The organism is Rhizobium sp. 05L429 (assembly GCF_056397645.1).
On record NZ_JBFTNV010000038.1, the window covers coordinates 14,817 to 29,929 of the forward strand.

At 61.6% G+C, this 15,113-nt stretch carries 18 protein-coding genes and 1 pseudogene; 11 read left to right on the forward strand and 8 right to left on the reverse strand.

The features are described 5' to 3' along the window. Positions 1-287 precede the first annotated feature (287 nt). Both AC1DNW_RS29645 and AC1DNW_RS29650 read right to left on the reverse strand, forming a co-directional pair. Positions 288-1,691: an aminotransferase-like domain-containing protein gene (locus AC1DNW_RS29645; RefSeq protein ID WP_477855254.1), complete on the reverse strand. Its 1,404-nt coding sequence runs from the start codon at positions 1,689-1,691 to the stop codon at positions 288-290. Between the two features lie 108 nt (positions 1,692-1,799). Continuing rightward, the gene (locus AC1DNW_RS29650; protein WP_477855255.1) at positions 1,800-3,209 is read right to left on the reverse strand and encodes an aminotransferase-like domain-containing protein; all 1,410 of its coding nucleotides are present in this window, start codon (positions 3,207-3,209) and stop codon (positions 1,800-1,802) included. 106 nt (positions 3,210-3,315) lie between these two features. Between AC1DNW_RS29650 and AC1DNW_RS29655 the strand changes: the two genes are divergently transcribed. The 5 genes from AC1DNW_RS29655 to AC1DNW_RS29675 all read left to right on the forward strand — a co-directional run bounded on the left by AC1DNW_RS29655 (position 3,316) and on the right by AC1DNW_RS29675 (position 6,545). After that, positions 3,316-4,179 carry a DMT family transporter gene (locus AC1DNW_RS29655; RefSeq protein WP_113301636.1) on the forward strand — a complete coding sequence of 288 codons (864 nt, stop codon included), beginning with the start codon at positions 3,316-3,318 and terminating at the stop codon, positions 4,177-4,179. A gap of 45 nt (positions 4,180-4,224) precedes the next feature. Beyond that, the gene (locus AC1DNW_RS29660; RefSeq protein WP_113310061.1) at positions 4,225-4,950 is read left to right on the forward strand and encodes a class I SAM-dependent methyltransferase; all 726 of its coding nucleotides are present in this window, start codon (positions 4,225-4,227) and stop codon (positions 4,948-4,950) included. Between the two features lie 91 nt (positions 4,951-5,041). Beyond that, positions 5,042-5,731, forward strand: coding sequence for a glutathione S-transferase family protein (locus AC1DNW_RS29665; RefSeq protein ID WP_113310060.1), 690 nt, complete (start codon positions 5,042-5,044; stop codon positions 5,729-5,731). Positions 5,732-5,739: 8 nt separating this feature from the next. After that, positions 5,740-6,084, forward strand: coding sequence for an ArsR/SmtB family transcription factor (locus AC1DNW_RS29670; RefSeq protein WP_477855256.1), 345 nt, complete (start codon positions 5,740-5,742; stop codon positions 6,082-6,084). Further along, complete coding sequence (locus tag AC1DNW_RS29675) at positions 6,084-6,545, forward strand: SRPBCC domain-containing protein (protein ID WP_113310058.1); 462 nt, start codon at positions 6,084-6,086, stop codon at positions 6,543-6,545. The genes AC1DNW_RS29670 and AC1DNW_RS29675 overlap by 1 nt, the downstream gene beginning before the upstream one ends. On the opposite strand, the gene AC1DNW_RS29680 is transcribed toward AC1DNW_RS29675, so the two are convergent. Further along, positions 6,532-7,152, reverse strand: a complete 621-nt coding sequence (locus AC1DNW_RS29680; RefSeq protein ID WP_477855257.1) for a CGNR zinc finger domain-containing protein — start codon at positions 7,150-7,152, stop codon at positions 6,532-6,534. The two genes, AC1DNW_RS29675 and AC1DNW_RS29680, sit on opposite strands and share 14 nt — an antisense overlap. 158 nt (positions 7,153-7,310) lie before the next feature. On the opposite strand from AC1DNW_RS29680, the pseudogene AC1DNW_RS29685 reads away from it, so the two are divergent. The 3 genes and pseudogenes from AC1DNW_RS29685 to AC1DNW_RS29695 form a co-directional block, all read left to right on the forward strand. After that, positions 7,311-7,436: pseudogene (locus tag AC1DNW_RS29685) on the forward strand (alpha/beta hydrolase); the annotation flags it as partial. 102 nt (positions 7,437-7,538) lie between these two features. Beyond that, positions 7,539-8,378 carry an alpha/beta hydrolase gene (locus AC1DNW_RS29690; RefSeq protein WP_113310081.1) on the forward strand — a complete coding sequence of 280 codons (840 nt, stop codon included), beginning with the start codon at positions 7,539-7,541 and terminating at the stop codon, positions 8,376-8,378. Between the two features lie 53 nt (positions 8,379-8,431). Further along, a complete protein-coding gene (locus tag AC1DNW_RS29695; RefSeq protein ID WP_477855258.1) occupies positions 8,432-8,596 on the forward strand; it encodes a hypothetical protein in 165 nt (54 codons plus the stop codon). 9 nt (positions 8,597-8,605) lie between these two features. Here AC1DNW_RS29695 and AC1DNW_RS29700 read toward each other — a convergent pair whose 3' ends face one another. The 4 genes from AC1DNW_RS29700 to AC1DNW_RS29715 all read right to left on the reverse strand — a co-directional run bounded on the left by AC1DNW_RS29700 (position 8,606) and on the right by AC1DNW_RS29715 (position 10,265). Beyond that, complete coding sequence (locus tag AC1DNW_RS29700) at positions 8,606-8,977, reverse strand: VOC family protein (RefSeq protein WP_113310056.1); 372 nt, start codon at positions 8,975-8,977, stop codon at positions 8,606-8,608. Positions 8,978-8,983: 6 nt separating this feature from the next. Next, complete coding sequence (locus AC1DNW_RS29705; protein ID WP_477833268.1) at positions 8,984-9,160, reverse strand: hypothetical protein; 177 nt, start codon at positions 9,158-9,160, stop codon at positions 8,984-8,986. Positions 9,161-9,378: 218 nt separating this feature from the next. Next, positions 9,379-9,813, reverse strand: a complete 435-nt coding sequence (locus tag AC1DNW_RS29710) for a DUF1801 domain-containing protein (RefSeq protein ID WP_113310054.1) — start codon at positions 9,811-9,813, stop codon at positions 9,379-9,381. Positions 9,814-9,824: 11 nt separating this feature from the next. Then, positions 9,825-10,265 (reverse strand): DUF1801 domain-containing protein, encoded by a 441-nt coding sequence (locus AC1DNW_RS29715; RefSeq protein ID WP_113310053.1) that lies wholly within the window; start codon positions 10,263-10,265, stop codon positions 9,825-9,827. A 165-nt stretch (positions 10,266-10,430) separates the two neighbouring features. Between AC1DNW_RS29715 and AC1DNW_RS29720 the strand changes: the two genes are divergently transcribed. After that, positions 10,431-12,053: an ABC-F family ATP-binding cassette domain-containing protein gene (locus tag AC1DNW_RS29720; protein ID WP_477855259.1), complete on the forward strand. Its 1,623-nt coding sequence runs from the start codon at positions 10,431-10,433 to the stop codon at positions 12,051-12,053. Here the strand turns inward: AC1DNW_RS29720 and AC1DNW_RS29725 are convergent. Beyond that, positions 12,050-13,003, reverse strand: coding sequence for an SDR family NAD(P)-dependent oxidoreductase (locus tag AC1DNW_RS29725; RefSeq protein WP_113310051.1), 954 nt, complete (start codon positions 13,001-13,003; stop codon positions 12,050-12,052). The two genes, AC1DNW_RS29720 and AC1DNW_RS29725, sit on opposite strands and share 4 nt — an antisense overlap. Before the next feature lie 115 nt (positions 13,004-13,118). On the opposite strand from AC1DNW_RS29725, the gene AC1DNW_RS29730 reads away from it, so the two are divergent. Both AC1DNW_RS29730 and AC1DNW_RS29735 read left to right on the forward strand, forming a co-directional pair. Then, complete coding sequence (locus AC1DNW_RS29730) at positions 13,119-14,045, forward strand: AraC family transcriptional regulator (protein WP_113310080.1); 927 nt, start codon at positions 13,119-13,121, stop codon at positions 14,043-14,045. Between the two features lie 130 nt (positions 14,046-14,175). Further along, positions 14,176-15,081 (forward strand): S1C family serine protease, encoded by a 906-nt coding sequence (locus tag AC1DNW_RS29735; RefSeq protein WP_477855260.1) that lies wholly within the window; start codon positions 14,176-14,178, stop codon positions 15,079-15,081. The last annotated feature ends 32 nt before the right edge of the window (positions 15,082-15,113 follow it).

A 15,113-nucleotide genomic window follows, 5' to 3' on the forward strand; every position in this document is an offset into this window, starting at 1 on the left:
GAATGACGCAGAGATTTTGGGGATGGGGTTTGCGGGGTGCGAGAGGAGCGGGATGGCGGGAGGTCCAATCATTAACCGGACGAGGTTGCGCGTTCGAAAACCCCTCCCCACAAGGGGGCGACTGATCTGTCGCACCGCCCCATCCGTCCTGAAACCTCGAAGAAGAAGTGGCAGGCGGGCGCAGCAGCTTAAGCCCCTCCCCCTTGTGGGGAGGGGTTGGGGCGGGGTCTTCATTACTGACTTTGATGACGTTGGACGGACCGGCGTTACGAGCCCGAAGCTCCACCCTAGAAGAACGAAGCCGACATCTCCGGTGGACCTTCCAGCGCGTGGGCCATGAAGTCGAGTGCGCCTTTCAGCCTTTCGCGGCTGATCGGTCCACCGAGACAGACGCGCACGGCTTCGGGCGCAGGCCCCTCCACCGTAAACGCATCGCTTGCCACCACGCCGATGCCGGAGGAGCGCATGTGGCTGCCGAAGGTCGAGCGGGTCCAGCCATTGGTGAGCGGCAGCCAGATATTGAAGCTGATCGGATCGGCCTTGTAGCTACCCTCTAGCAGGATATTCGCCACCATCTGCTGGCGCGCGCCTGCCTCCGAGCGGATGAAACGCAGGATCGTATCTGCCGTGCCATCCTCGATCCAACGGGTCGCGAGCGCCACTGTTATCGGCGAGGCCATGACATTATTGGTGCGCATGGCACTGACGAAGGGCCAGATCGCTTTGGTGTCCGGCGCCACCACATAGGCAAGCCGCAGGCCGGCGCCGATGCATTTGGCAAGGCCGCCGATATGCCAGGTCAGCTCAGGCGCGATTGCCGCCAGCGGCGGTGGTCCATGCAGCGGGATGAAGCCATAGGCATCGTCCTCGACGATTGGCACATGATATTTGCGGGCGACGGCTGCGATCTCCTTGCGGCGCTTTTCCRGAATGGTCAGTGTCAGCGGGTTCTGCAGCGTCGGATTGAGATAGAGTGCTCTTGGGGCCAGCCGCTCGCAGGCTTCCGCGAATGCATCCGGCAAGATGCCCTCGTCATCCATCGGCAGGCCGGAGAGATTGAGCCGCAACTGGGCGGCAATCGAGCGCATGCCGGGATAGGTGATGTTTTCCGACAGCACGGTCTCTCCGGGCTTTGCCAGCAGGCCGAAGATCGCAAGCAGCGCCGGATGGGCGCCGGGCGTCACGAAAATGCGCTCCTGCGAGGGCACCAGCCCACGGCGGCCAAGCCAGATGGCAGCCGCCTCCTTGTCCATGCCGGAGCCGCCAAATCCCTGATAGCGCAGCAGCGGAATGAGATTGGCGGCCACCGCCGCCATGCCTTCACGCATGTGGCTCACCAACTCCGGATCGTCGGGCTCCGGCGGCAAGTTCATCGAAAAATCGACCACGGAAGTCCGGCGCGGATCCGGCGCGGTATCGGCGAAAACGTCGTGCCGTTCCCTGCCCTGCCCGCCGGTCACGAAGGTGCCGCGGCCGACATGTGAATCCACCAKCCCGCGCTTCTGCGCTTCCACATAACCGCGCGCCACTGTCGTGAAATCGATATTGAGGCGTTTTGCGAGCTCCCGCTGCGGTGGCAGCCGGTCTCCTACTGCCAGTACCCCGCCTTTCAGATCCATTTCGATCAGATCGGCAATTGCCATATAACGGGGGCTCGAGGAGCGGCTGAGATCGGGATGCCAGTCTTTCATGCGTGATCCAAGAATCCATGATCAAGGCCGGCGGGATCCGGTCTAGATTGACTGTATATTGTTGCGCAGCGATCCTGTCATCCTAAAACATGGGCATGCGGCGGCGTATCACTCAGCGAACCGTTCCGCCCGTTTGAGCGCGTCACGCAGCACTTCGAAAACCCGGTGATCAAGCGTCTGAGAGACATTGAATCGCATGAAGCCGGTTGCCGATTGCGTCAGGCTGAAGGCATTGCCAGGGGCAAGGACAACGTTGTTGGCGAGCGCCGCGCGCGCCACGACGGCCGCATCCAGACCATCAGGCAGGCGACACCAGAGGAACATACCGGCCTGCGGCTCCAGCCAGGGGCGGATATCAAGGGCTTTCAGCCGGGTCGTGACATCGAACATCGCCTTCGACAGGCGGCTGCGCAGGCTCTCCGTATGTTTGCGATAGCCACCGTCGCTCAACACGCTCAGCACCAGTTCGGCATTCAGCCGGGCACCGCCGAAGGAGGTTGCAATCTTGAGATCGGTCAGGCCTTCGATCCATTCCGGCCTCGCGGCGATGAAGCCGCAGCGCGCCGAGGCCGAGAGCGTCTTGGAGAAACTGCCGATATGGATGACGCGATCGAGGCCGTCGAAGGCAGCAAGGCGCGGTGCCGGCATCTGTTCGAAATCGGCGAAGATATCGTCCTCGATGATGGTGAGGCCGTGTTGTTCGGCGAGCTTCAGCAGCCGATGAGCCGTAACGGGCGACAGCGTTGCGCCGGTCGGGTTGTGGATGGCTGAATTGGTGATGTAGAGCCGCGGCTTGTCCTCGGCGAGCACCTTGGCGAAGAGTTCGATATCCGGGCCCGAGGGCGTGTAGGGAACGCTCACCACCTTGGCGCGGTGGGCTCTGAGCAGCGCATGGAAATTGAAATAACAGGGATCATCCACCAGAACGGTATCGCCGGGTTCCATCAGGAAGCGGCAGAGGAAATCGATCGCCTGGGTTCCGGATTCGGTGAGCATGATCTGATCCGGCGCCGCCTCGATGCCGCGCTCTGCCATGCGCCTGGTAATGAGCTGGCGCAGCGGCTTGAGGCCGAGCGGCGAGCCGTAGTCGAAAAGACTTGCGGCCTCAGTGCGGGAGAGCGATCGCAGCGTCCGGCGGATGGCATCTTCGGGAAACCACGAGGGCGGCAGCCAGCCGCAGCCCGGCTTCAAGTCGCTGTCGCGCGCCTCCAGCGATTGCCGCGATATCCAAAAGGGATCAATGGCGCGGTCAAGCTTCGGGCCGATATCCGAAAGCGACAAGGGCGCCGTCTGGCTGGCGACATAGAAGCCGGAACCGGGACGAGAGAGGATCGTGCCCTCGGCCACCAGACGCTCATAGGCATCGACGACCGTCGAGGCCGAGACTTTCAAGGTTTCCGAGAGGCCGCGGATCGAGGGTAGCTTTGCGCCGGGTGTCAGGCTGCGCCCGGCAATCCTTTGCCGGATCGTCGCCATGACCATGCCGACCCGTGTGTTTGCCTGCCTCTGCTCGTCCATCCGTACTGGTCCTTCCACCATTACAGTTTCGGCAAACTGTACCGAACTGTGACTGGCAGCGCCAGTGAGGAAGATCGATAAGAGCGGACGAACAGAGGAGTGCCGCATGGATCGCACAGCGACCGGATGGATCAATGGTTTCATTGGCGTGCTGATCTTCAGCGGATCGCTGCCGGCGACGCGTGTGGCCGTCATGCAGCTTGATCCGGTTTTCCTGACGGTCGCGCGAGCGGCGATTGCCGGTATCCTGGCGCTCTGCCTGCTGATCATCTTCCGGGAGAAGCGGCCTTCGCGGCAGGACCTCATCTCACTTGTTGTCATCGCGCTCGGTGTCGTCGTCGGCTTTCCGCTGCTGACGGCGCTGGCGTTGCAGCACGTGACCTCGGCGCATTCCATCGTCTTCATCGGTCTTCTGCCATTGGCGACGGCGATCTTCGGCGTCATCAGGGGTGGCGAGCGGCCGAAGCCGGCTTTCTGGATCTTCTCGCTGCTCGGCAGCGCGCTGGTGGCGGGCTTTGCGCTGACGCAGGGGCTGACCGCCTCGCCCGTCGGCGATGCATTGATGCTCGGTGCCGTCATCGTCTGCGGGCTTGGTTATGCCGAAGGCGCCAGGCTTTCGCGCCGGCTCGGCGGCTGGCAGGTGATCTCCTGGGCGCTGGTGCTGTCGCTGCCTGTCATGATCGTCGCCGCCATCGTCTATCGGCCACCGAGCTTCGCGGATATCCAGACGCCTGCCATGCTGGGTCTCGCCTATGTTTCGCTCTTCAGCATGCTGATCGGTTTCATCTTCTGGTATCGCGGCCTTGCACAGGGCGGCATCGCCGCCGTCGGTCAGTTACAGCTCTTGCAACCCTTCTTCGGGCTGGCGCTTGCCGCAACGCTGCTGCGCGAGACGGTGAGCTGGAGCATGCTTGCGGTGACGGTCGCCGTCATTCTCTGCGTGGCCGGGGCACGCAAGTTCGCGAAATAGGCGCGGAAATTGACACTGCGGCTATCATGAAATAATTAAAGTTACATGATAGAAGATGATCGCCTGCCCCGCATCCCGAACATATCCGTGGCCAGCACGGCCGCATCGCCCTTCACCGGAGATGCCGTCAAATCCTATATTGAAGGCCCGCCACGACAGGTTCCAGGCTTTTCCAGCCTGCATCGCATGGCGGCCATGTTGATGGCCGAGCGTGTGCCCGAGAACGGCCGGGTGCTCGTGCTTGGCGCGGGCGGCGGACTGGAACTCAAGGCATTTGCCGAGGCGCATGAGGGCTGGGCTTTTGACGGTGTCGATCCCTCCGCCGACATGCTGCAACTGGCAAGGCAGGTCACCGGAGAGCACGGCGGGCGGATAGGTTTTCACGAAGGCAGCATCGACATCGCGCCCGAAGGTCCGTTCGACGCTGCCGCGTGCCTGCTGACCTTCCATCATATTCCCGTCGAACAACGGCTTGAGATACTTCGAAAAATTCGCCGTCGCCTGAGAGCGGACGCGCCCTTTGTTCTCGCGCATGTGAGCTTCCCGCAAACGGAGCCGGAGCGATCGATGTGGATCGATCGGCATATCGCCTATGGGGCACCCGATGGAACGGACCCTGCCCGGCTGAACAATGCACGCAAGGCCATGCGCGAGAGACTGCATATCCTTGCCCCTGGGGATGAAGAGGCCATGCTGCGCGCGGCAGGCTTTTCAGATGTCAGTCTGTTCTACGCTGCTTTCAGCTTCAGGGGATGGGTGGCATACGCATAGGCCTATCGAAAACTTTCCAATTTTGGAAAGCATCTTGCGTGACGATTGCGGCCGAGATATAGTTTCCAAACTTGGAAACTATTGGTGCCATATGACGCTGACCCTTTACCTGCATCCGCTTGCCTCCTTCTGCCACAAGGTGCTGATCGCGCTTTATGAAAACGAGACCGCGTTCGACAGCCGGATCGTCAATTTTGCCGATGCGGACTCGGCTGCGGCCCTGCTCGACAAATGGCCGGTCGGCAAGATCCCGATCCTGCATGATGAGGCGACCGGGCGTACGATACCGGAGACGAGCATCATCATCGAATACCTGCAGGCCCATTATCCGGGGCCGATGCGGATGCTGCCCGATGACCCGGAAGAACTGCTGCAGGTGCGGCTCTGGGACCGGTTCTACGATCTCTATGTCAGCGTGCCGATGCAGAAGATCGTCACCGACCGAATCCGGTCTGCAGACGCCCATGATCGGCACGGCGTTGCCGAAGCACGGGCAATGCTCGATCAGGCCTATAAGATGATCGAGGCGCATATGCAGGGAAGGCTCTGGGCAACGGGTGATGATTTCACCATGGCCGATTGCGCGGCTCTGCCGGGGCTGTTCTTTGCCTCCATCGTGCATCCGTTCACGGCTGAGCAGCAGGCGCTTTCCACTTATCTGGAGCGTCTGTTACAACGTGCTTCCGTCAAACGCGTGTTGGCCGAAGCGCAACCCTACTTCTCGATGTTTCCGTATCGGGAGGCGATGCCGGCGCGTTATCTTGAGGCCGCGACATCTTGAGGCATGTGATGGCAGAACTGGCGCCAGCCGAATTCGACCGGATGTTTCAGGCTCTCGCCGATCCCTATCGCCGTGGCTTCGTGGAGCAGCTTTCGAAGGGGCCGTCCTCCGTCACGGAACTGGCGGAGCCCGCCGATGTCGGCCTGMCGGCCGTGCTGAAGCATTTGCGGATTCTGGAAGAAAGCGGCATCGTCATTTCGGAAAAGGTGGGGCGGGTGCGCACCTATCGCATGCAGCAGCAGGCATTCGGCGCCATCAACCAGTGGATCGAGCAACGTCAGGCGGAAATGCATGCAGCCTTCGATCGCCTCGCCCTCCTGATGGCGGAAACTCCTGAGGAAAAGGATCACTGATGGGTGTCAGCGTCAATCACCGCACCTTCGTCATCGAGCGCGACCTGCCCGGCAGCGTGGCGCATGCCTTCCGCTTCTGGTCGGATCATCAGCTGAAGCGGCGCTGGACGGCCTGTCATCCCGACTGGCAGGTGATGGAAGATCATTTCGCCTTCGAGATCGGCGGGCGCGAGCGCATGACATGGCGCATGCCCGACGGAACGGAGCAGGCAATGCACGCCTACTATCTCGAAATCCACCCCCGCGAGCGCATCATCTATGCCTATACGATGCTGACGGCGGGCAGGAGCATCTCCTCCTCCCTGGTGACCGTCGAGTTTACCGGGCGCGGCGGCACGACGCTGATGACCTTCACCGAGCAGGCCGTTTTCGGCGATGTCGAAGATGGCGATATCAGAGAGAGTGGCACCGGCATCGGCTTCGACCGGCTCATCGAAGAGATGGCGGCTAGGCCTGCCTGATCCGGTGCCGATGCGCGGCCTGCTTGGCGCGGTTGCCGCAGAGCGCCATGCTGCACCAGCGCCTGCGGTGACCACGGGTATGGTCGGCAAACAGCAGGGTGCAGGATGGGCCTTCGCAGGCCTTCACATTCGAAAAATCTTCGGTGCAGACAAAGCGGCCGAGCGCCTCGCCGACCGGTAGCAGCAATGCCTCCGGCGAGCGMCACTTGCGCATAGGCTGGAATTCGAAAACCGCGCCTTCGTCGGCCTGACGCGCCACRACGCGGCTGAAACCTTCGTCGCGTTCAAGCAGGCGGTTCAGCGGTTCCAGCTCCGCCAGCGTATCGGGCTTCAACTGCTTTCCCTTATGCTCGCGGACAAAAGCGCGGAACCACTCGCGCAGGTTCCTCGCCTGATCGGCGACCTTGTCCAGCTCGCCCGGAAGTGCCTGGATGCGCATGCTTTCAAGCGCTTCCCTCGGAACCAGCTTTGCCTGATCGAGCCAGCGCAGCAGCCCTTCCCCGTCATCGATCCATTCGACAGGCATATCGACGGGCGTTGCCACCGAATTCAGGAAATCCAGCGCCAACGCGTCACCCAGGAACAGGGCGGGAGAGTGGTTATCCATTGCAAGTCCTATTCCGCTGCGGACCAGAGCTGCAGGGCAGCCCGCTTAAAAACGTGATTCATATGTAACCTGTCAAAAGGCGGTTGACAAGTTACCTTCATGGGAAGTAACCATTCTATGTCATCTTAAAAGGTTACGAACGAAGAAGGAGAGAGCAGATGTCGCCGCAGTCGGTTGATCAGCAGACCATGCATATCGTGCTCGTCCATGGCGCCTGGGCTGACGGCTCCGGCTGGGCCAAGGTCATCGAACCGCTTGCCGCCGAGGGCTTTTCGGTAACCGCACTGCAGGTCATCCATGAAGCGGTGACAACGGTGGCCGCAGCCTGAATGACCGACATATCTCCCACTGCATCGACATTCATCTCAACTGAAGGAAACATGACCATGACCAAGATCAGCTACCGCAACACCACCGTCGATGGCATCAAGATCGCCTATCGCGAGGCCGGTACCCAGGGCGCTCCGAAGCTCCTGCTGCTGCATGGCTTCCCGACCTCCGGCCACATGTTCCGCGATCTGATCCCGCTGCTAGCCGATCGCTACCACATCATCGCCCCTGATCTTCCGGGCTTCGGCCAGTCGGACGATCCCGCCGTCAACAGCTTCGACAGCATTGCAGACACGATCGACCGCTTTACCGAGATCGTCGGCTTCGATCGCTATGCCGTCTATGTCTTCGATTATGGCGCGCCGACGGGCTTCCGCCTGGCGGTCAAGCATCCCGAGCGGATCACGGGCATCATCTCGCAGAATGGCAATGCATACGTCGATGGCCTCAGCGATGCATGGAACCCGGTGCAGGCCTATTGGCAGGATGGAACGCAAGAAAACCGCGCGGCACTGAAGGCGTTCCTCGGGCCGGAAACGACCATCTGGCAGTATACGCATGGCGTTACCGATACGGCCAGGATTTCGCCTGACGGTTATTCGCTCGACAATTTCTACCTCGCGCGTCCCGGTGCCGAGACTGTGCAGCTCGATCTCATGGGCGACTACAAAAGCAATGTGGCGCTCTACCCGACCTTCCAGAATTACTTCCGGACCCACAAGCCGCGCTTCCTCGCCGTCTGGGGCAAGAACGACCCCTTCTTCCTGCCGCCGGGTGCCGAAGCCTTTGCCCGCGATATTCCTGATGCCGTGATCAAATTCTTCGATACCGGCCACTTCGCGCTCGAAACGCATGCGGACGAGATTGCCGCCGCGATCCGCGATTTCCTCGGCTGACCCGCGAACAGGAGAAACACCATGTCCGACAAAGCAGCCATCATTGAGCGCCATTGCACGACATGACGGTGGAAGAGGCGACGGCCAGATTTCCGAAGGAAGCCGGCATTGCCCGTTTCGGCGAGCCGGAAGAGATCGCTGAACTGATGGCTTTCATTGTCTCGCCGGCCGCGCACTGGATGACCGGAATGGATGGCGGCGAGGTGAAGTCTGTCTGACGCAGACTATCAGGAGGTCACGCAGAAATTGTTGCCCTCGGGATCGTTCAGCACGGTGTATTCGGCCGTTTCACGCACGAAGGTCGCGCCCAGAGATATCAGGCGCGCGACCTCCTTTCCGCGGTCAGGGCTGGCGATATCGAGATGGACGCGATTACGGAGCGGACGCTCTCCCTGGCGAAGATGGAAGCAGAGCCGCGTTCCCGGCCCTTCGACTATCACCACCGGGTCGGTCTCGGGCGTCAGGCCTGACGCGGCAAGGCGGGCGACTTCCTCATCGTCGTAGGGCAAGACCGCATAGCCATCAAGCGCTTCGGCCCAGAAGCGGGCGACGCGGGAGGGCACATCGCAATCAATGACAATTTCCTTCAGCCGTCCCATGGGCTCTCACGAATTGCCGGAGCGGCTCTGGACGACACGTTCGACGACGGCACCGCCGACTACGGGCAGCAGGGCGAAAAGGATGAGCTGTGGCGTTCCTGTCAGCGTCAACAGGCTGGACAGGAGAATGGCGCCGAGCATTCCTGCCAGCGCGCCGACCAGATAGGGAAGGTAACCCTTCAAAAGAGCCTCCGTCTTATCGGTTTTCAATCGAAATGAATTCGCAAGGCTCCACATAGGACGCTCTGCGGTATCGGCAATGACCGGCTGTTGCCCCGGGATGCCTTTCGCCCGCCGAACTAGAGCATTTCCATTTTTCTTCGAGTCACGAAAATGCTCTATCTCTTTGTTTTCACGCAAATTCGGGCGCGAAACCGCTGCGCACTTTTGCTGGAATTGCTCTAGGCGCTCGCTTTCTTCGATGCCGGTTTGCGCGCCGTGTTCAGCGCCACCGCAGCCTGTATCAGCGCCGTCAGGGCTGCCTCGTCGATTTTCTCTCCTTCGTGAATATCGATCGCCCGGCGCGTATTGCCCTCAAGGCTGGAGTTGAAGAGCTTGGAGGGATCCTCCACGGAAGCGCCCTTGGCAAAGGTCAGCTTGACGACGGCCTTGTAGGTTTCGCCGGTGCAGATGATGCCGGCGTGTTCCCACACCGGGACGCCCCTCCACTTCCACGTCTCCTCCACTTGCGGGTCGGCCTCACGAATGATCGCTCGGACGCGGGAAAGCGTTTCGCCGCGCCAGTCGCCCAATTCCCTGATCTTGGCATCGATGCGTTCGGAGGGAGAGGCTTCCTTCAGTTCCGTTTCCTTTTTCGTCGTCGCCGCTTTCTTCATGGTCTCTCTCCTTACATCTTCTCGCCCGGCAACAGGCTTGCCTGCGTGATCCAGTCAGCGAGCTGCGCGTCATCGATCGGGTCGTTTTCATGGATGTGGAAGTAGCGCGTTTGCGCTGTCTTGGATTCTCCCGGCGGCACGGGCTGCAAGGCAGCGCCGCGGAAGAAGGCCAGCTTAATGTATTTGTTGAAGCAGTGGATGGCGAGGAACCAGCCGTCTCCCCTCATGCCATAGAGCGGCGAGTTCCATTTGACGGCCTTGTGGGCATCGGCAACGGTGCGCATGATCAATGCGTCTAGGTGGCGGCCGACATCGCTTTTCCAGCCGGGCATGGCGGTGATATAGGCCTGCACCGGGCCATCGCCCTCACCTTTGGCGATCTGCGGATTGCCACCGGACAGCAGCTTCGGTTCCGTCGGCTTTGCCGGTTTGCCGGATGTTTTGTTGGTCATGGGCTCCTCCCCTGGGGGATAATAAGGAAGGACGCCTCGATTTCCAGTCGCGCGGAATGGACACAGGCTGCAAAGATCACAGCTTCATGACGCGAAAAACCTGCGACACGGGCGAAAACCCGTGGCATAAGGGCGCCAAAATTCTCCCCAGGCACCGCGTAAGACATGATCCGTATCGAAAATATCAGCAAGCAGAACAGCCACCGCATCCTCTTCATCGAAGCCACCGCAGCCCTCAACAAGGGCGAGAAGATCGGCCTMGTCGGCCCGAACGGCGCCGGCAAGACGACGCTTTTCCGCATGATCAACGGCGAAGAGCAGCCGGATGAAGGCCAGGTCTCGGTCGAGAAGCACGTCTCCATCGGCTATTTCAACCAGGATGTCGGCGAAATGTCCGGCCGCAGCGCGGTTGCCGAAGTGATGGAAGGTGCTGGCCCCGTCAGCGTCGTCGCCGCAGAACTGCGCGAGCTGGAAGCGGCCATGTCCGATCCTGACCGCATGGACGAGATGGATGAGATCATCGAGCGCTATGGCGAAGTGCAGGCTCGCTATGAAGAGCTGGACGGCTATGCGCTGGAAGGCCGCGCCCGCGAAGTTCTGGACGGCCTCAGCTTCAGCCAGGAAATGATGGACGGCGATGTCGGCGCGCTCTCGGGCGGCTGGAAGATGCGCGTGGCGCTCGGCCGTATCCTACTGATGCGCCCCGACGTGATGCTGCTCGACGAACCGAGCAACCATCTGGATCTCGAAAGCCTGATCTGGCTCGAGGAATTCCTCAAGACCTACGAAGGCGCGCTGCTGATGACCTCGCATGACCGCGAGTTCATGAACCGCATCGTCACCAAGATCATCGAAATCGATTCCGGCTCACTGACCAGCTATTCCGGCGACTATGGCTTCTATGAGGAGCAGCGAGCGCAGAACGAGAAACAGCAGCAGGCGCAGTTCGAGCGCCAGCAGGCGATGCTTGCCAAGGAAATCAAGTTCATCGAGCGCTTCAAGGCGCGCGCGAGCCATGCCTCGCAGGTCCAGAGCCGCGTGAAGAAGCTGGAAAAGATCGATCGCGTCGAGCCGCCGAAGCGCCGCCAGACGGTGGCGTTCGAGTTCCAGCAAGCGCCGCGTTCGGGCGAAGACGTGGTCAACCTCAAGAACGTGCACAAGAAATACGGCAGCCGCACCATCTATGAAGGGCTGGATTTCATGGTCCGCCGCAAGGAGCGCTGGTGCATCATGGGCATCAACGGTGCGGGCAAATCCACGCTGCTGAAGCTGGTAACCGGCACTGCCGATCCAGATGCCGGCAGTGTGAAACTGGGGGCCAGCGTCAAGCTCGGCTATTTCGCCCAGCATGCCATGGACCTGCTCGACGGCGAGCGCACGGTTCTCGAATGGCTGGAGGATTCCTTCCCGCTTGCCGGCCAGGCGCCGTTGCGCGCGCTCGCCGGCTGCTTCGGCTTTTCAGGCGATGACGTGGACAAGCGCTGCCGCGTGCTTTCGGGCGGCGAGAAGGCCCGCCTCGTCATGGCCCACATGCTGTTCGACCCGCCGAACTTMCTCGTGCTCGACGAGCCGACCAACCACCTCGACCTCGACACAAAGGAAATGCTCATCAAGGCGCTCGCCGATTTCGAGGGCACGATGCTCTTCGTCTCGCACGATCGCCATTTCCTTGCAGCGCTGTCCAATCGCGTGCTGGAGCTGACGCCGGATGGCATCCAGCAGTATGGCGGTGGCTATACGGAGTATGTCGAGCGCACCGGCTACGAGGCGCCCGGCATCCACGCTTAACGGCTGAACGCGTCTACACCGGTCAGTTCCGCCGAGAGCGCCCAGAGACGGGCCGCCTCGTCGGGATCGACGGCATAAGCGCGCACGCTGGTTTCCGCTCCGTCATCCGAGATGGATGCGACGTCGCAGTCGGCGCAATAAAGGCCGCCGAGGCCTGCAAGCTGCGGCGAGGTGGCGGCCCAGACCTGCGTCGCGGCACCCTGCTCGGGTGTCTTGAACGTTGGGTCGGCCGCATTGCCGTCAGCGTCAATCCAGCCGGCGGCGACCATGTCTTCCTTCTCCAGGTGCCGTTGCAGCGGCGTCAGAATTTTGCCGGGATGCAGCGAGAAGGCACGCACGCCGGCATCCCTGCCCAGCCTGTCGAGTTGCACCGCAAAGAGCGCGTTTGCGGTCTTCGCCTGTCCATAGGCCTGCCACCGGTCGTAGCCCTTGGAGAACTGGACATCGTCCCAGCGGATGGGCGTGATGCCGTGGGCACCGGAGGAGACGGCAACCACACGGGCTCCCCTCGCTATCGACGGCCAGAGGCGATTGACGAGTGCGAAATGGCCGAGATGGTTGGTGGCAAACTGCGCCTCCCATCCCGGCCCTATCAGCGTTTCCGGGCAGGCCATGATGCCGGCGCTGTTGATGATGATATCGGCCTTGCGGCCGGAGGCGACGAAGCGTTGGGCGAAGTGACGTACGCTTTCGAGGTCGGAGAGATCGAGCCTGTCGACTTCGACATTGGCGATGCCCAAGAGCGCCTTGGCCGCCGCTTCCGGCTGGCGGGCGCCGACGAGCACATGCGCGCCTGCCCGCGACAGCGCCTTCGTCGTCTCCAGTCCGAGGCCGGAATGGCCGCCGGTGACGATTGCCAGTTTGCCGGAGAGATCAATGCCCGAGAGTACGTCATCGGCCGTCGAGCGAGTGCCGAAACCGGAGCCGATCGGATGTTGAGTGTGTTCCATGAAAATCTCCTTCTGCTTTCGGTCGGAGAGTAATGCGGTGGCGCGCATACGATCTATGCGTTAAAATCCACGATATCTTTGCGATCGTCCGGATTTCGTCATGACCTCTCTCTCCATGGATCCCCTTTCCGATGTGCTGGCGCTGCTGAAGCCGCGCAGCTATGTCTCGCTGGGGCTCGATGCCGGACGTGACTGGGCGATCGATTTTCCGCCGCCGCAGGGCATCAAGTTCAATGCCGTGCTTTCGGGCGGCTGCTGGCTGGAGGTAGAGGGTGTCGAGCCGTTCCTGCTCGAAGAAGGCGATTGTTTCCTGCTGACACAGAGTCGGCCCTTCCGGATGATGAGCGACCGCAGCCTGCCGACAATCCCGGCCGATGACATCTATGCGCATGCGGCGGATGGTGTCGCGACCTGCAATGGCGGCGGCGCCTTCTTCCTTGTCGGCAGCCGCTTCGGCTTTTCCGGCGCAGGCGCGGATCTGCTCGTCGGCATATTGCCGCCGGTCGTCCATGTCAGCGAGCATTCGGATCAAGCCTCGGTGCTGCGCTTTGCCATCGACCAGATGGCGCGGGAGCTGCGCGGCCGGCGGCCGGGTGGTTTCCTGATGACCGAACATCTGGCGCATATCATGCTGATGCAGATCCTGCGGCTCTATCTCTCAGCACCCGATACCGAAGGCACAGGCTGGCTCTTTGCGCTCGCCGACAGGCAGATCGGCACGGCGATCGGCGCGATGCATGCCGAGCCGGCGCGGCGCTGGACGCTGCAGCAGCTTGCTGCCATGACCGGCATGTCGCGCTCCTCCTTCGCCGAGCGCTTCAAGGAAAAGGTCGGAGCCGCGCCGATGGACTACCTGACGCGCTGGCGCATGACGCTGGCCGGCGATCGGCTCGCAAATAGCCGTGAGCCGATCAGCACGATTGCGCTTTCGCTCGGCTACGAGTCCGAAAGCGCCTTCAGCACCGCCTTCAAGCGGGTAATGGAGCGCTCGCCGCGGCAGTATGGCCGGGAGGCTGCGGATTCGGCTGGACAGAACGGGTAAAAGACCTCAGGCCGCAGGTCTTGCAGAACTGCGTTTCCTTTCATACCTATACAAGGAATGGTATGCGTCCGGCCCTTGCCGGCCCTCGCAGCATTCCGAGCCTTTGTGCCCGCCTTACGAGGATGAAACCATGAATATCGACAGGATCCTGCGGTCAGTTGTGGCCGTTCGCGCCTCCATCCCCGAAGATGCCTTCACCGCGAATACGCTGGGCACCCGCCGGGAAGGAAGTGGCGTCGTCATCAGGGAAAACGGGCTGGTGCTCACCATCGGCTATCTTATCACCGAAGCAGACGAAATCTGGCTGACCCGCCACGACGGCAAGGTCGTGCCCGGCCATGCGCTGGCCTATGACCAGGAAACCGGCTTCGGCCTCATCCAGTCGCTGGCGCCTCTGGACCTGCCGGCGCTCGAAATCGGCGACAAGGTCAAGACGAAGGTCGGCGATGCAGTGATCTTTGCCGATGGCCTCGGCGAATTCGTGCAGGCCAACATCGTCGCCAAGCAGGAATTTGCGGGCTACTGGGAATATCTGCTCGACGAGGCGATCTTCATCGCGCCGGCTCACCCCTCCTGGGGCGGTGCGGCGCTCGTCAGCGACGAGGACAAGCTGCTCGGCATCGGTTCGCTGCGCCTGCAGATGGTCCAGGGTGACGAGGTCGCCGACATCAACATGATCGTGCCGATCAACCTTCTTCCGCCGATCCTCGACGATTTGCTGCATCGTGGCCAGATCGACAAGCCGCCGCGCCCCTGGCTCGGAGCCTTTTCGGCCGAGAGCAACGGCGAGGTGATCGTCATGAGCGTTGCCAATGGCAGCCCTGCCGCGCAGGCGGGCCTGCAGCAGGGCGACGTCATCTCGGAAATCCGCGACGGTGAAGTGGACGGACTTGCCGATTTCTACCGCAAGGTCTGGAAKAGCGGCCCGGCGGGTGCGGAAATCCCCATCCGTGTGCTGAGGAACGGCCGCGAAGCCTGGCTGCGCATCAAATCGGCTGACCGCAACAGCTTCCTCAAGAAACCGCTGATGCAGTAAGGCGCAACTGCCAGAAGCTAGATATAGAGCGG

Bases quoted from the DNA above. Each gene is read 5' to 3' on its own strand.
- AC1DNW_RS29650 (WP_477855255.1), bottom strand. From the start codon at position 3,209: ATGGACGAGCAGAGGCAGGCAAACACACGGGTCGGCATGGTCATGGCG.
- AC1DNW_RS29655 (WP_113301636.1), top strand. From the start codon at position 3,316: ATGGATCGCACAGCGACCGGATGGATCAATGGTTTCATTGGCGTGCTG.
- AC1DNW_RS29660 (WP_113310061.1), top strand. From the start codon at position 4,225: ATGATAGAAGATGATCGCCTGCCCCGCATCCCGAACATATCCGTGGCC.
- AC1DNW_RS29665 (WP_113310060.1), top strand. From the start codon at position 5,042: ATGACGCTGACCCTTTACCTGCATCCGCTTGCCTCCTTCTGCCACAAG.
- AC1DNW_RS29675 (WP_113310058.1), top strand. From the start codon at position 6,084: ATGGGTGTCAGCGTCAATCACCGCACCTTCGTCATCGAGCGCGACCTG.
- AC1DNW_RS29690 (WP_113310081.1), top strand. From the start codon at position 7,539: ATGACCAAGATCAGCTACCGCAACACCACCGTCGATGGCATCAAGATC.
- AC1DNW_RS29700 (WP_113310056.1), bottom strand. From the start codon at position 8,977: ATGGGACGGCTGAAGGAAATTGTCATTGATTGCGATGTGCCCTCCCGC.
- AC1DNW_RS29710 (WP_113310054.1), bottom strand. From the start codon at position 9,813: ATGAAGAAAGCGGCGACGACGAAAAAGGAAACGGAACTGAAGGAAGCC.
- AC1DNW_RS29715 (WP_113310053.1), bottom strand. From the start codon at position 10,265: ATGACCAACAAAACATCCGGCAAACCGGCAAAGCCGACGGAACCGAAG.
- AC1DNW_RS29725 (WP_113310051.1), bottom strand. From the start codon at position 13,003: ATGGAACACACTCAACATCCGATCGGCTCCGGTTTCGGCACTCGCTCG.
- AC1DNW_RS29730 (WP_113310080.1), top strand. From the start codon at position 13,119: ATGGATCCCCTTTCCGATGTGCTGGCGCTGCTGAAGCCGCGCAGCTAT.